This is a genomic window from Streptomyces sp. NPDC005181 (assembly GCF_040608395.1).
Taxonomy (GTDB): Bacteria; Actinomycetota; Actinomycetes; order Streptomycetales; family Streptomycetaceae; genus Streptomyces.
Genome location: NZ_JBEXID010000021.1, coordinates 1 through 13,723, shown reverse-complemented (window position 1 = coordinate 13,723; position 13,723 = coordinate 1). Strand labels below are relative to the sequence as shown.

Annotated in this window: 11 protein-coding genes and 1 pseudogene; 6 read left to right on the top strand and 6 right to left on the bottom strand. The window is 69.2% G+C overall.

Going from position 1 to position 13,723, the window contains the following annotated elements:
- The first annotated feature begins 316 nt into the window (after nucleotides 1-316).
- Nucleotides 317-1,267, top strand: coding sequence for a tetratricopeptide repeat protein (locus ABZV38_RS16215; protein WP_356327496.1), 951 nt, complete (start codon nucleotides 317-319; stop codon nucleotides 1,265-1,267).
- 1 nt (nucleotide 1,268) lies between these two features.
- Here ABZV38_RS16215 and ABZV38_RS16210 read toward each other — a convergent pair whose 3' ends face one another.
- The 4 genes from ABZV38_RS16210 to ABZV38_RS16195 form a co-directional block, all read right to left on the bottom strand.
- The gene (locus ABZV38_RS16210) at nucleotides 1,269-2,132 is read right to left on the bottom strand and encodes an ABC transporter permease (protein WP_356327494.1); all 864 of its coding nucleotides are present in this window, start codon (nucleotides 2,130-2,132) and stop codon (nucleotides 1,269-1,271) included.
- Entirely contained in the window at nucleotides 2,092-2,949 is an 858-nt protein-coding gene (locus ABZV38_RS16205; RefSeq protein WP_356327492.1) for an ATP-binding cassette domain-containing protein, read from the bottom strand. The genes ABZV38_RS16210 and ABZV38_RS16205 overlap by 41 nt, the downstream gene beginning before the upstream one ends.
- Nucleotides 2,946-3,401: a MarR family transcriptional regulator gene (locus ABZV38_RS16200; protein ID WP_356327490.1), complete on the bottom strand. Its 456-nt coding sequence runs from the start codon at nucleotides 3,399-3,401 to the stop codon at nucleotides 2,946-2,948. The genes ABZV38_RS16205 and ABZV38_RS16200 overlap by 4 nt, the downstream gene beginning before the upstream one ends.
- Nucleotides 3,402-3,554: 153 nt before the next feature.
- Nucleotides 3,555-4,049, bottom strand: coding sequence for a hypothetical protein (locus ABZV38_RS16195; protein WP_356327488.1), 495 nt, complete (start codon nucleotides 4,047-4,049; stop codon nucleotides 3,555-3,557).
- Between the two features lie 62 nt (nucleotides 4,050-4,111).
- Here ABZV38_RS16195 and pip point away from each other — a divergent pair, with 62 nt between their 5' ends.
- Both pip and ABZV38_RS16185 read left to right on the top strand, forming a co-directional pair.
- Complete coding sequence (gene pip / locus ABZV38_RS16190) at nucleotides 4,112-5,083, top strand: prolyl aminopeptidase (RefSeq protein WP_356327486.1); 972 nt, start codon at nucleotides 4,112-4,114, stop codon at nucleotides 5,081-5,083.
- A gap of 166 nt (nucleotides 5,084-5,249) precedes the next feature.
- Nucleotides 5,250-7,487, top strand: a complete 2,238-nt coding sequence (locus ABZV38_RS16185) for an N-acetylmuramoyl-L-alanine amidase (protein ID WP_356327484.1) — start codon at nucleotides 5,250-5,252, stop codon at nucleotides 7,485-7,487.
- Between the two features lie 82 nt (nucleotides 7,488-7,569).
- On the opposite strand, the pseudogene ABZV38_RS16180 reads toward ABZV38_RS16185, so the two are convergent.
- Nucleotides 7,570-8,424 (bottom strand): annotated as a pseudogene (locus ABZV38_RS16180) (aldo/keto reductase); the annotation flags it as partial.
- 75 nt (nucleotides 8,425-8,499) lie between these two features.
- Between ABZV38_RS16180 and ABZV38_RS16175 the strand changes: the two are divergent.
- Both ABZV38_RS16175 and ABZV38_RS16170 read left to right on the top strand, forming a co-directional pair.
- A complete protein-coding gene (locus ABZV38_RS16175) occupies nucleotides 8,500-10,149 on the top strand; it encodes a recombinase family protein (RefSeq protein WP_356327482.1) in 1,650 nt (549 codons plus the stop codon).
- Between the two features lie 252 nt (nucleotides 10,150-10,401).
- Nucleotides 10,402-10,752 (top strand): hypothetical protein, encoded by a 351-nt coding sequence (locus tag ABZV38_RS16170; protein WP_356327480.1) that lies wholly within the window; start codon nucleotides 10,402-10,404, stop codon nucleotides 10,750-10,752.
- Between the two features lie 605 nt (nucleotides 10,753-11,357).
- Here ABZV38_RS16170 and ABZV38_RS16165 read toward each other — a convergent pair.
- Nucleotides 11,358-12,467: an FAD-dependent oxidoreductase gene (locus ABZV38_RS16165; RefSeq protein WP_356327478.1), complete on the bottom strand. Its 1,110-nt coding sequence runs from the start codon at nucleotides 12,465-12,467 to the stop codon at nucleotides 11,358-11,360.
- Nucleotides 12,468-12,792: 325 nt separating this feature from the next.
- Between ABZV38_RS16165 and ABZV38_RS16160 the strand changes: the two genes are divergently transcribed.
- Nucleotides 12,793-13,629, top strand: a complete 837-nt coding sequence (locus tag ABZV38_RS16160) for a recombinase family protein (RefSeq protein WP_356327477.1) — start codon at nucleotides 12,793-12,795, stop codon at nucleotides 13,627-13,629.
- The last annotated feature ends 94 nt before the right edge of the window (nucleotides 13,630-13,723 follow it).

Below are 13,723 nucleotides of genomic sequence, written 5' to 3'. Positions count from 1 at the left end.
CAACTCCGGTCGGGCGCCGCACTCTTGTGGTCGGCAAGGTGCGGCGCGGGCTCAGCCGCCCGAGTCGGAGGCGACGGCGTTGCGCCGAACGGTGAGGTCCGGAGTCATGGTGTCCAATCGGCGCAGACAGTCGCGACACATGCATCTGCAGGACGACCACGAGCACGGTGTTGATCACCAGGAAGACCGGGACGAAGGTGTGCGGCGCGTCCGTATATCAACAGGACTGCGGGCGGGTGCGTGCCCGGAGCGAGGCGGGTAAGCATCCGGGGCACCGCTTGGACCGCCTTCCTGGGATACGCCACCGCTCCATAGGGTGGGTCAGGACCTCACCGAGCGGGCGGCCGCGCTGCTCTCGCTCGGCCGCGTCTTCGAAGCCGAGGCGCTGCTGGCCGAACGTCTGGCCCAGGACCCCGAGGACGTCCGCGCCTGGGGGCAGTTGGGCTGCTGTCATCTGCGTGCCGACGAGTTCGAGAAGGCCGTCGAGGCGACCGGGTCGGCCCTGGCGATCGACCCGGAGTACGTCGACGCGCTGATCGTACGGACCTATGGGCTGCGCAGACTTCGGCGCACCGACGAGTCCCTCGCGGCGGCGCAGGAGGCGGTGCGGCTGGGCCCGGAGGAGATCGGGGCGTACTCCGCGCTGTGGAAGGCCGCCCTCCTCAACGGCCGGAGCGACCTCGGCACGAGGGCGGTGCGCGAGGTGCTGCGTATCGATCCCGCCAACACGTGGGCGCTGCGCGAGCACGCGGACAGTCAGGCCGCGGCGCCCGGGGTGGAGCCGAAACAGCGGGCGGAGGTGTACGCGTCGGCGCTGGCCGCGGACCCGTCGTCGTCGGGGCTGCGCCTGGGGCTGGACCGGGCGGTGTTCCGGATGCTGCGCGGCACCCGGTGGCTCGCCGTGCTGAGTCTGGTGCCGGCGGGTGGGGCGATCAACCTGTTCCCGTCCGGCGGGGACGGCCCCGAACTGCCCCTGCCGCTCGGCACCCGGCTCTACGCGCTGGCGCTGATCGGCGCGATCTGGGCGGTCGGCGCGTGGCGACGGTACCGGAAGCTGCGTGCGGGGGTGCAGCTGAGCGTGCGGTCGCTGGTCCGGCGGATGTTCTGGGCACGCCTGGTGCTGGTGCAGGCGGCGCTGGGGACGCTCTGCGCGGTGGCCGTCGTGGCGGTGCCGTGGACGGACCGGGGCGTTCCGCAGGTGGTGTTCTGGGTGGGGCTCGGGCCGACGCTGCTGACGATCTGGTTCGACCGTCCGCGCACGCGGTGACTCAGCGGGCCAGTCGGCCGAGCAGCGACCCTGCGGCGACGATGCCGACGAGCACGGCGAAGGCGAGTACCGCGAAGTCGAGCCCCAGGTGGGCCGGCGTACCGATGAGCAGCCCGCGCAGGGCGTCCACCTGGTAACTCAGCGGGTTCACCTTGCTGATGGCCTGGAGCCAGCCCGGCATCAGGGCGACCGGGTACAGCGCGTTGGACGCGAAGAACAGCGGCATGGTGATGGCCTGACCGATACCCATCAAGCGGTCGCGGGTCAGGACGATCCCGGCGATCGACATCGACAGGCAGGAGAAGAATGCCGAGGCGAGGACGACGACCACGGCCACGCCGAGCAGCCGCAGTGGGTTCCAGGTCATGCCGACGCCGATCAGCGCGGCGATCACGATGACGACCGCCGCCTGGATCAGGGCTTTCACCCCGGCGGCGAAGGCCTTGCCGGTCACCAGGGCGGTCCGGGGCGTCGGTGTGACCATGAGTTTGGTGAGGACGCCCGAGTCCCGCTCCCAGATGATCATGATGCCGTAGAAGATCGCGATGAACATGGCGGACTGGGCGATGATGCCGGGCGCCAGGAAGTCGAGATAGGGGACGCCGCCGGTGGGGATGGCGTGGATACGGGAGAACGTCACACCGAAGATCAGCAGCCAGAGCGCGGGCTGCACGGCGCGGGTGTAGATCTCGGTGCGGTCGTGGCGCAGCTTCTGCATTTCGACGACGCACATCGCGGTGATGCGTGCGGGGACGACGCGCCAGCCGGTGCGGGGTGGCGGCGGGTCCAGCAGGAGAGCGAACCGCTGATCGGGCGAGCCGGGTTCAGCCGAGGCGTGATGCGGTGCGACGGGTACGGCGGACATCGCGGAACGCTCCTTTCCCTTCGTCGGAACCGGAACCGGAGCCGGGGTCGTCCAGGCCGCTTCCGGAGTGGTATCGGAAGACGTCTTCCAGCGTCGGCGGCAGGGCGGTCTCGCCGGACTCCTGGCGGTGCGCGATCAGTTCGGCCTTGAGCTCGGCGGGCGTGCCGAGCGCGCGGAGTCTGCCGAGGTGCATGAGGGCGAGCCGGTCGCAGCGTTGATCGGCCTCGTCCATGGAGTGGGTGGTGACCAGCACGGTCATCCCGGTGCCGGTCCGGATCTCGGTGATGCGGTCCCAGACGCTGTCGCGCGCGATCGGGTCCAGGCCGATGGTCGGCTCGTCCAGGATCATCAGGCGGGGCGCGCTGACCAGGGCCTGGGCCAGTTCGAGGCGGCGCACCATGCCGCCGGAGTACGTGGCGGCGAGCCGGTTCGCAACCTCGCCGAGGCCGACCGCGTCCAGCGCCTGTCCGACGCGGGCCGCGCGCTGGCGGCGGGGCACGTCGAAGACGCGGGCGAAGAGCTGGACGTTCTCCCGGCCGGTGAGGCTCGCATCGGCCGACAGTTGCTGCGGTACGTAACCGAGCAGGCGCCGCACGGCCATCTTCTGCCGGGCCGCGTCGTGGCCGAACACCTCGATGACACCGGACGGCACGGGCAGCAGGGTGGTGATCGCGCGCATGGTGGTCGTCTTGCCCGCGCCGTTGGGCCCGAGGAGGCCGAAGACCTCGCCGGGGCGGACCACCAGGTCCAGGCCGTCGACGGCTTTCGACGTACCGAAGGAGTAGGTCAGACCGGTGCAGCTGAGAGCGGGGGTCATAAGGGCTCCTCCCCTTCGCGCAGTGACTCGGCGAGTCTGCGCAGCGACGGGAGCGCGGCGGTCAGCGCGGTCCGGTCGGCCGCGTCGAGCTTCGCGACGTGTTCGCGGAAGAGCGCGTCGCGCCGGGCACGCCACTCGCGCAACCGCGCGACGCCTGCGGGGGTCGGGTACAGCAGCGCGGCACGCCCGTCGCCGGGATCGGTCTCACGTCGCAACAGCCCCTCCCTGACCAGATGGTTGACCAGGGTGCTGACGGAGTTGGCCGCCAGGCAGAGGTCGTGCGCGGCGGCGGAGACCCGGATGCCGGGTTCGACGGCGACGAGACGGAGCAGTTCGGCGTGCGCCCCACGCAGCCGGGGTGTGGGCAGCCCGCTCCACAGCCTTCGCCGGGCGAGCCTCTGGATGCGGGGCAGAAGTCCGGCGAGCTCGTCAGGTAGATCACCCGCCGCCATGCAGCCATTTTAGCTCTGTGTGCGAGGTATCGGCCCTGCACAGGGCGAGGCCGGGCCGGTGAGTTCACCGAGCGTCTCCGCGGGGCGGCAGCCGACCGGGACCCGGCCGAGCTCATCGCGATCGTCGCAGGCGCCGAGTGGACCGCGGCGCGCTCAAAGCTCCGGGAACCGCTCCCCGCACCTGCTGCAGAACACCGGCGCCGGATCCGCCGAGAGGCGGCCGCAGTCGGAACAGACCCGGTCCAGCATGCAGGGCCCCTCGCCGCCTTCGTGCGTGACCGGAGCCTCGGCCGAGGGCTTGATGGTCATGCCCGGCCGACGACGGTGGACGGTCAGATACGCCAGTCCCTGCGGACCCGCCACGAGGGCGCGGCGGGACGTGCGGGGCAGCCAGACGACCGTGGTGGGGGCGAGCTCCAGGGCCTCCGCGCCTGTGACCGCGCGGCCGCTGCCCGCAATGACGACGAGGAACACGTCGAGGACGTCCTCCTGATGCTCACCCACCTCGGCGCCCGGCGGCAGGCGCACCAGATTGGCATCCAGCTCCCGCCCGGACTCGGCCAGTTGCCAGAGCGCGCCGCGCTGGTCGGGCCCGGCGGTGGCGAGCAGTCGGTCGAGTACGGCCAGTACCTGGGCAGTGGAGTTCACAGCAGCCACGCTACGCCCCGCCATAAGGTGAGCCCTTTGGCCCGGACCAGAAGGACACCGCCATGGACCGCAAGCCCGACGAGAAGTACCCGCTGTTCGAACCGTACGACCAGGGAATGCTCGATGTCGGTGACGGCCACCTCGTGTACTGGGAGGTCTGCGGCAATCCGGACGGCAAGCCCGCGCTCGTCGTCCACGGCGGCCCGGGGTCCGGGTGCGGCGCGCACACCCGGCAGTACTTCGACCCGGACCGGTACCGGGTCGTCCTCTTCGACCAGCGGGGCTGCGGCCGGTCGACCCCACACGCGAGCGACCCGGCCGCCGACATGCAGCACAACACCACCGCCCACCTCATCGCCGACATGGAGCGGCTGCGCGTCCACCTCGGGATCGGGAAGTGGCTGCTTTACGGGGGGTCCTGGGGGTCCACCCTGATCCTGGCGTACACCGAGGAGCATCCGGAGCGGGTCTCCGAGATCGTGATCCCGGCCGTCACGACGACCCGGCGCAGCGAGATCGACTGGCTGTACCGCGGGGCCGGACAGATCTTCCCGGAGGCGTGGGACCTGTTCCGGGCGGGCGTCCCGGAGGCTGCCGGGGACAGTGACCTGGTGGCCGCGTACGCGCGCCGGATGGAGAGCCCGGACGCCGCGGTACGGGCGAAGGCCACAGCCGACTGGTGTGCCTGGGAGGACGCGGTGCTCTCCCAGGAGACGTACACGGGGCCGCCCCCCTACAGCGGCCGGCCGGGCAAGGCGCAGCAGGCGCTGGTGCGGATCTGCTCGCACTACTTCTCCCACGGCGCCTGGCTGGAGGAGGGGCAGCTGATCCGGAACGCCGGCCGCCTGGCCGGGATCCCGGGGGTGCTGGTGCACGGCCGGTTCGACCTCGGCGGCCCGCTGACCACCGCCTGGGAGCTGGCGAAGGCATGGCCGGACGCGGAACTGACCGTGATCGACGGGGCGGGGCATCTGGGCGGGCCGTCGACCACCCGGGCGGTGCTGGACGCGCTGGACCGGTTCGCCGCGCAGTAACGGGCGGGCGGTCCGCTCGGCCGGAATCGGCAATGCCCGCTGGGCAGCCCGCCGCGCACTGAGGTGGATCTTGCTCCGCTCGCCGGAATTGCCGTGGCGTTCCCCCAACCTGCCGCCGAGCCGACGGAACCTGATCTTCCCACCCCCTCCTCCCAAGGGATACGACGTGAGATCGCGGCGAAGACTCTGGGTCACGGCTGCTGTCGCAACGACAGCTGTGACCGGTGTCCTGGTGTTCCAGGGCATGACCGGTGATTCCGACGACAGTGCCGACAGCAAGGCCGGGCCGGTCAGGGCCGAGGTACGCAAGGCGGCGCTGAAGGTGTCCGCCGACGGCAGTTCCGCGGTGCTCGGCAGACGGGACACCGACCCGTTCAGCATGCTCGGCGTCACCTGGACCGACCCGTCGGCCAAGGTGTCCGGATCGGTAGAGGTGCGGACGCGGTCCGCCGCCGACGGGACCTGGACGTCCTGGCTGCCCCTCGAAACCGGCGTGGACGGGCATACGGAGACCGGCCGCCCCGGTGTGCGCGGAGCCACCGAACCGCGCTGGGTCGGGCCGTCCGACGGCGTCGAGGTGCGGGTGACGGCGGACGACGAGGTCTCCGCCGAGCTCCCGACGGGTCTGCGGCTGGACACCGTCGACCCCGGGAAGAACCCCGGCAGGAGCTCGGGCGGCAGTTCCGCGCGGAACGCGGACCCGGCCGCTTTCGTCGCCGCCGCGCCCGAGGCAACCGATGCCTCGTCACCGGCCGCCGAGCCCACGGTGTCCGAGCCTTCGCCGTCCGCGTCGGTGTCGCAGAGCCCCGCCGTCAAGGAGCGCGCCACGCCCCCGCCGGCCGGGAGCACCTCGCCGTCCCCGACGCTGCCGCCCGCACCGCCGTCCACGGTGCCCCGGCCGCCGATCACGTCCCGCGCGGGCTGGGGCGCCGACGAGTCGATCAGCCCGGAAGCGCCGGAGTACAACGGCGCGGTCAAGGCCGTCTTCGTCCACCACACCGCGCAGACCAGCGACTACTCCTGCGCCGACTCCCCCGCGATCGTCCGCGGCCTGTACGCGTACCACGTGAAGAGCAACGGCTGGAAGGACATCGGCTACAACTTCGTGGTCGACAGGTGCGGGACCCTCTTCGAGGGCCGTAAGGGCGGCGTGGACCGGCCCGTCCTCGGCGCGCACACGTACGGCTTCAACCGGGAGTCGGCCGGTATCGCGGTCATCGGCACCTACACGAACGCCGGCGCGTCGACCGCCGCGCTCACCTCGGTGGCCCGGGTCGCCGCGTGGAAGCTCGGCCAGTACAAGGTCGACCCGGCGGGCACCACGATGCTCACCGCGGGCGCCACGGGCAACAACTACGCCGGCACGAAGTTCATCTCGGGAACGCAGTACTCGTTCAAGACGATCTCCGGCCACCGCGACGGCTACAACACCGAGTGCCCCGGCACCAAGCTCTACGGCCAGCTGCCGACCATCCGCAGCTACGCGGCCGGGCCCGTCACCGGACTGGCCATCAAGTCCGTGACCGGCGCCGGAGTGTCCGGCACGACGTACTACACCAAGTCCGCGATCACCGTGGGCTGGACGGCGACCACACCGAGCGCCCTGATCTCCAAGTACGAGCTGCTGGTCGACGGCAGGAGCGTCGCCACGACCGGGTCCACCGCCACCTCGGCGAAGGCCACGCTCGGCGTCGGCACCCACAAGATCCAGGTCCGCGCCACGCACCAGTCGGGGAAGACGGCCACGTCCGCGGCCGCGACCGTGATCGCCGATCAGACAGCTCCCACGTTCACCACCAAGCCGAACCTCGCCCTGCGCACCGGCACGGTGAACACCACCGTCGTCCCGCTCACCCTGAAGTGGAAGGCGACCGACGCCGCGTCCCTGAAGGAGGTCCGGCTGACCGCCCCGGTCGCCAAGACCTACGGGCCGACCACCACGAGCGCCTCGCACACCGCCAAGTCCGGCGTGGCGACCGCCTGGTCCATGACCGCGTACGACCTCGCGGGCAACACCGCGGCCGCCTCCGTCTCCGGCACCCCGGTCATCCTCCAGGAGACCTCGGCCACGAAGACCGGCACCTGGACGACGAAGTCGTCGTCCAGCTACCTCGGCGGCAAGTCGTACTCCAGCTCGTCCAAGGGCGCGAGCCTGACCTGGACGTTCACCGGCCGGTCGGCCGCCTGGGTGGTCTCGCGCGCCAGTATGTCCGGCCAGGCGTACGTGTATGTCGACGGCACGAAGGTGGCCACGGTCGACCTGAAGTCGTCCACCACCAAGTACCGCGACGCGCTGTGGACGAAGAGCTGGTCCACGAGCGCCAAGCACACGGTCAAGATCGTCGTCGTCGCCACCTCGGGGCGGCCGGCGATCACCACCGACGGCCTGGTCTACCTCAAGTAGCCACCACGCACGATGACCTGAGCCCGGCTCCGCGCTTGCGCCGCAGAGCCGGGCTCAGGTGTTCACACGAAGGCGCGCCGACTCACCAGGCGAAGGCCTCCGGTGACGGGCCGGGGCCCGGGAAGATCTCGTCCAGGGCGGCCAGCACCTCGTCCGACAGCTCCAGGTCCACGGCGCGCACCGCCGAGTCCAGCTGCTCACGCGTACGCGGGCCGGAGATCGGTCCTGTCACACCCGGACGGGTCAGCAGCCAGGCCAGGCCCACCTCGCCGGGCTCCAGACCGTGCTTCTCCAGCAGGTCCTCGTACGCCTGGATCTGCGCGCGCACCGTGGTGTTGGCGAGCGCGTCCGCGGACCGGCCGGACGCCGAACGGGCCGCGCCGCCCTCGCGCTCCTTGCGGATCACACCGCCGAGCAGTCCACCGTGCAGCGGGGACCACGGGATGACACCGAGGCCGTACTCCTGCGCGGCCGGGATGACCTCCATCTCGGCGCGGCGTTCGGCGAGGTTGTACAGGCACTGCTCGCTGACCAGACCGTACGAGCCGAGGCGCTTGGCGGTCTCGTTGGTCTGGGCGATCTTCCAGCCGGCAAAGTTGGACGAGCCGGCGTAGAGGATCTTGCCCTGCTGGATCAGGACGTCGATGGCCTGCCAGATCTCCTCGACCGGGGTGGCACGGTCGATGTGGTGGAACTGGTACAGGTCGATGTGGTCCGTCTGCAGCCGCTTGAGGCTGGCGTCGACGGCGCGCCGGATGTTGAGCGCGGAGAGCTTGTGGTGGTTGGGCCAGGCATCGCCGTCCGCGGCCATGTTCCCGTACACCTTCGTGGCGAGTACGACCTTGTCGCGGCGTTCACCGCCCTTGGCGAACCAGGTGCCGAGGATCTCCTCCGTACGGCCCTTGTTCTCACCCCAGCCGTAGACATTGGCGGTTTCCAAGAATCCACTTTGACGCCGTACCTGTCGAGGTCGTAGCGTCACTGTCAGGTACCAAGGGGATGGGGAGAAGCAGTGGCAAGAGTCCTGGGAGTGGTCCGCCTGTCGAGGGTCTCGGACGAGACCACGTCGCCGGAGCGTCAGCGCCGGTCAATTCAACGCTGGGCCGACCAGGAAGGGCACGTCGTCGTCGGGTGGGTCGAGGACATCGACGTGTCCGGTGGTGTCGAACCCTGGAAGCGGCCCGATTTCGGCAAATGGCTACCGTCCACCATCGGCAAGGAAGTCAGCTCGATCGAGCACCGGATCGCGCTGGAGGAGTCCCGGGCCAACGAGTACGACATCATCTGCGCGCTGAAGTTGGACCGCCTCTCGCGGCGCGTCCTGCATGTGCACACCCTCGTGGAGTGGTGCGAGAGGAACGGCAAGGAGGTCGCCACCGTCGAGGACGGAATCAACCTCAGCACGCAGATGGGCAAGCTGCTGTTCAGCCTGATCGCCTCCTTCGCGGAAGGGGAGCTCGAAGCCATCAAGGCGCGGGCGAAGTCCTCCTACAACCACCTGGTGAAGGAGGGGCGCTGGCGGGGTGGCCGGACACCGTACGGCTACCGGGAGGAGAAGCAGGAGACCGGTAGCGGCTGGCGGCTGGTCGTGGACGACTACGGGACGGACACCGCCGGAACGCTGCGCGAGATCGTCCGCCGCCTCGTCGAGGGCGAGTCGGCGAACAGCATCGCCCAGTGGCTCAACGAGGACCCGACCAGGACTCCGACATCGCTCGACGCTCAGCTCATCAGGAACGGCAAGCCGCCGAAGGGCAGCCGCTGGACCGCTGCGAACACCTCCAAGGTGGTGCGCTCCCTGAACGTTCTCGGTCAGATGGAGGTGACCGAGGAGGTCGTCGTCGATGGCCGGAAGACGAAGCGAACGCGTGTCATCCGTGACGAGGAAGGGCGTCCTCTCCAGCGAGCAGAGCCGTTGATCACTCAGGAGGAGTGGGAGCTGGCGAACAGGAAGCTGGACGAGAACACCAGCAAGCGCAATGGGAACAGGAAGGGCGGCTCACCTCTCCTCAGGGTGGCGTTCTGCACCTGCGGCGAACCCGCCTACCGGGGTCCTGGACGGAGTTGGCCGTACTACCGGTGTGCCTCCCGCACCACGCACAAGCGGTGCCCGACGGGCAGTAAGGGCATCGCGGCGCACGTCCTGGAGGAAGTGATCGAGGAGGTCTTCCTTCGTGCGGCCGGTGACGTCGAGATCGTACGGAAGGTCTTCCGCCCCGGCACGGACTTCACCCGGGACATCGCGGAGGTCAACCGCGCTCTGACGGAACTCCGGGAGGACCGCGAAGCCGGTCTCTACTCCAGCGAGCTGGGCAAGCAGGAGTACCGGGACACCTACAAGCGGCTGGACGCACGGCGAGCGCAGTTGATGGCCCAGCCCACCCGCCCGGACACGTGGGAGGAGATCCCGACAGGCGAGACCTACCGGGAGCGGTGGGCAAAGCTGACGACCCAGCACGAGAAGGGCCGGGAACTCCGGGCCGCCGGCGTCAAGGCGATCCTCCACACCGAGCCGCTCCCGGCCATGACCGCCGCGCAGGCCATGTCCCCGGAGGGGCACGACGGTATGTGGCAGGAGGCAAACGGTCGCGTGCAGGTTCTGATCCCGATGGACTTCAAGCGCCGCATCCGCGACCTGGCGGCCGTACACAGCGAAAGCTGATCACCCCGCGGCTGTACGGCAGGAGGGCTCCTCGCGGGCCCTCCTGCGCTCTGTAGGATTCCTGCAAGGTCGCCGCCGTCGCTCCTGACCGCACGAGACCGAGCCCGAGCTCAAGGCTCTGGCATCACCTGTGAACAGACCACGCCGGCCGTGGCGGTCCACCCCCGCGAAGAAGAGGAGACACATGTCCCGCCGTCCGGCGGGGGTTATCGGCGTACCTGTGTGCGCCGCACAGGAAGGAGTCACGGACCTGTGACTATCAGTTTCGGCCACAACCTCCCGTGGGGTGGGGTCAATCCGCAGGAGTACAAGCGCAAGGCGCAGGACCTCCGGCACGGGCTTGCCTACCGCCTGCACTTCGCTGCGCTCGGGTGGGCCGACCGCCACGGTCATGCTGCCTTCGGCCCCGGCAAGCTGGCTGCGCTGCTCGGTAAGGACGGCAAGCCGTTGTCCGTCCAGAGCACGAACAACGCGATAGCTCGGGCGAAGCAGCTCGAACTTGTCTCCCCCAGTTCCGGAGCCGCCTGCCTGGTCCTTCCGACTTATCTGTTCCAGAAGGGGAAGGGTGCGCCGGTCCCATGTCGACTGCACTCTGATCGATGACTACATGCCGGACGTGTAGTCAGCACACGTCCGGCATGTACCGGAACTGCCTCTGACCAGGGGAAACGTTCACGCCCTCTCTTATCTATTTGGCTCCAAGGAAGTGCGGCCCCTGCCGGGGCCGACAGAAGGTAAGCGACTTCGGTCAGCGGCGAGGAGAAGCGGGGCGCGTCAGCGCCCCAAGGCGACGGCGAAGGGGTAAGTGGTGAGCAGCAAGGGCGGCCGGAGGCCGCCACAGAAGGAAGACTGCAAGACGTAGTGCGGCCCCCTTCGGGGCCGACATCAGCAAGCCCAGCAAGTTCCAGGTAGGGGCGCGTCAGCGCCCCCACATTGCTGACCGGGGGGTCCGCGATAACAGGTTGGGCCGCTTCGCGGCCACAGGTCAGGGGCGAGGCTGGCGAGTACGTCATTCTTGTGCAGCTCTTCGCCGTCGGCCAGCTTTCCATTGTTGCTCTGAGCTGGGCTTCTTCCGCCGCTGCCCTGCTCCGTCGCACTTCGGGCGACCTCCGTAACCGTGGCAGATTCCGAGCTGCTAAGACACGGCGGTCAGGTGGAACATGGCAAGGGGGTCATCCCCCACCCTTCCGCCGTCGCCCTAAGTGGGCTCACGGGGAGAACCGCTCCGGGCGGAAGTCCGCAAGCATCTCATCTCTCTTCCCACTGAGGATCTCCGAAGCAAGCAGCCGACCAATCACCGGCCCGAGCGTGATGCCGCTGTGGGAAACGGCCTCGTAGTAGCCCGGCACCGACAGCACTGCTCCCACCGAGGGGAAGCCATCGGCGGGGATGGACCGGTTGACTACCCGGGTCTGTGCGATACGGCAGTTGCCGAGCTCGGGAACGACGTGCCGCGCCGACTCGTGGAGCAACCGTGCGAGTTCCGCTGGATCTTCCCCTGTGCCGATGAGTGCGTCGACCTCGCGACTGTGGAGGGCCACCGAAGCGTTTCCGTCGGGACGGATCTCGATGTGAGGCGCGTGCATGGCTCGGTGGACCGGGACTCGATCGCAGTCGATCCGGGTGACGGCGCCGGGTTCCCGGCGCATCGGCAAGTGCCGTGCGATGAGCCCGGCGACGTAGGAGGCGCTGGGGCCTGCTGCGTTCACGACGATGTCGACGTCGAGACGACTCCCATCGGATAGCGCAACGGTCCGGATGCTCCCGTCGGCACGGGTGCCGATGTCACGGACCGCAGTGCCGTACCGGCGCTCGGCACCGGCTGCAGCAGCCTGGCCGACCAGGCGGTCGACGAGATGACGTCCGTGCACCCAGGCCTCGTCGGGGTAGAACAGGACTGGGACCTCGCCGGGCACCGTGAGAGCAGGTTCGAGGCGGCGGCGCACCTCTGTCCCCGTGCACACCTCGACCCGGTAGTCCCAACCAGCCAGCAGCTCGGCCGTTTCCAGGAGCTTCGCCTCCGCTGCGGGATCGTCTGCCCACCGCAGGTGGCCGCTGGGATGCCACCATGAGTCTGGCCCGATGGTCCTGGCAAGCTCACGGTGTGCTGCCATGCCTGCGACGTTCAGGTCGAAGTAGGACTTGCGCGCAGTCTTGTTGCTGGCGTTGATCCACGAGAAAGACCAGTTGGTGATGCCTTCGCCCGGCTGGCTCGCGTCGATGAAGACCACCTTGGCACCGTGCCGGGACAGGTTCCAGCCCACGCTGGCCCCGAGGATGCCCACTCCGATGACAGCAACACGTTCAGACCGCTTCACGGACCCGATCTTCACAACCGTCCCCTTCACAGATCACCGGCGAACTCCCGTCCCTAGCATGCATGCACCGGTCTCGTCATCTACATCGCCCCTTGGACGCGACCCTGAGTCCTGGCAGCGGGACCATGAGGCCGTGCAAGAGCAGAGTCTCCTTGACCATGGCGCAGTGTGACCACCAAGGGGCGTCTCGAAAACCATCGATAGTGAGACGGTTGGCGTGGTCCTGACTGGTGTCCACTTTGCTCACCTCTCGCTGTCTCGAAACCCGTCGCAAAAGACTTGCCTCACCTCTAGTTTCGAGACAGGTTTATGAGACGTTCGGGTCATGTCGAAGAAGATCACACCGGCCGAACAGGTCGAGCGTCACGGCTGCCCGAAGTGCCAGGCTCCGGCCGGTAGTCCCTGCCGTACGGGAGCGGGCAAGGTGGCAGCGAACTACCACACCGGCCGTTTCGCCCTGGTGCCCGCGCTCAGGGCGGAGCTGACCGTGAAGACTCCCGCCGACCGCAGCCCCGGCAAGCAGTGGTCCCCTGGTCCGTCCGTACCGGAAGTGGTCGAGCCGACGTCGGGCGCAGCGATCCGTATCGGGTACGCCCGGTGTTCCACGGTCGGGCAGGAACTCCAGTCCCAGTTGGACGCACTCGGCGCAGCGCAGTGCACGCGCGTGTTCTCGGAGAAGATCAGCACTCGTGTGAAGGAACGGCCGGAGCTGGATAACGCGCTCACCCTGGCGCGGGAGATCAAGACAGCCGCTCCCGGCCAGCCGGTCGTCCTGTCCGTGGTCGAGATGAAGCGACTGGCCCGTAACGCGGCTGAGCTGATGACCCTGTCCGCCGCGCTCCAGACGGACGGCATCCAACTGGAACTCCTCTCCGGCCCCCTTCGGGGCGTCTACGACCCGAACGGGGCGGGGGCGATCGTGTTCGCCGTCCTGGCCGTCGCCGCCGAAGTCGAACGGGAGGGCATCCGGGAGAAGACGTTGGAAGGGCTGGACGCTGCGGCCCGACAGGGCCGACACGGTGGCCGTCCCTCTGTGGTGGACGACGACAAGCTAGCCGTAGCCCGTGCCCGGCACGCCAAGGGCGAGAGCGTCACCGCCATTGCCAAGGCCCTGCGGATCTCCCGTGCCACCTTGTACCGGCACATCGCTGAGAGCACCTGAGAGCCTGTCGGGTGGCCGGTTGATTACGCCGCGATGAGGTCCTCGACGGTCTTGGCTCGGGCGGTCTTGCGGTGGGATTCATGGCTCCACCGCG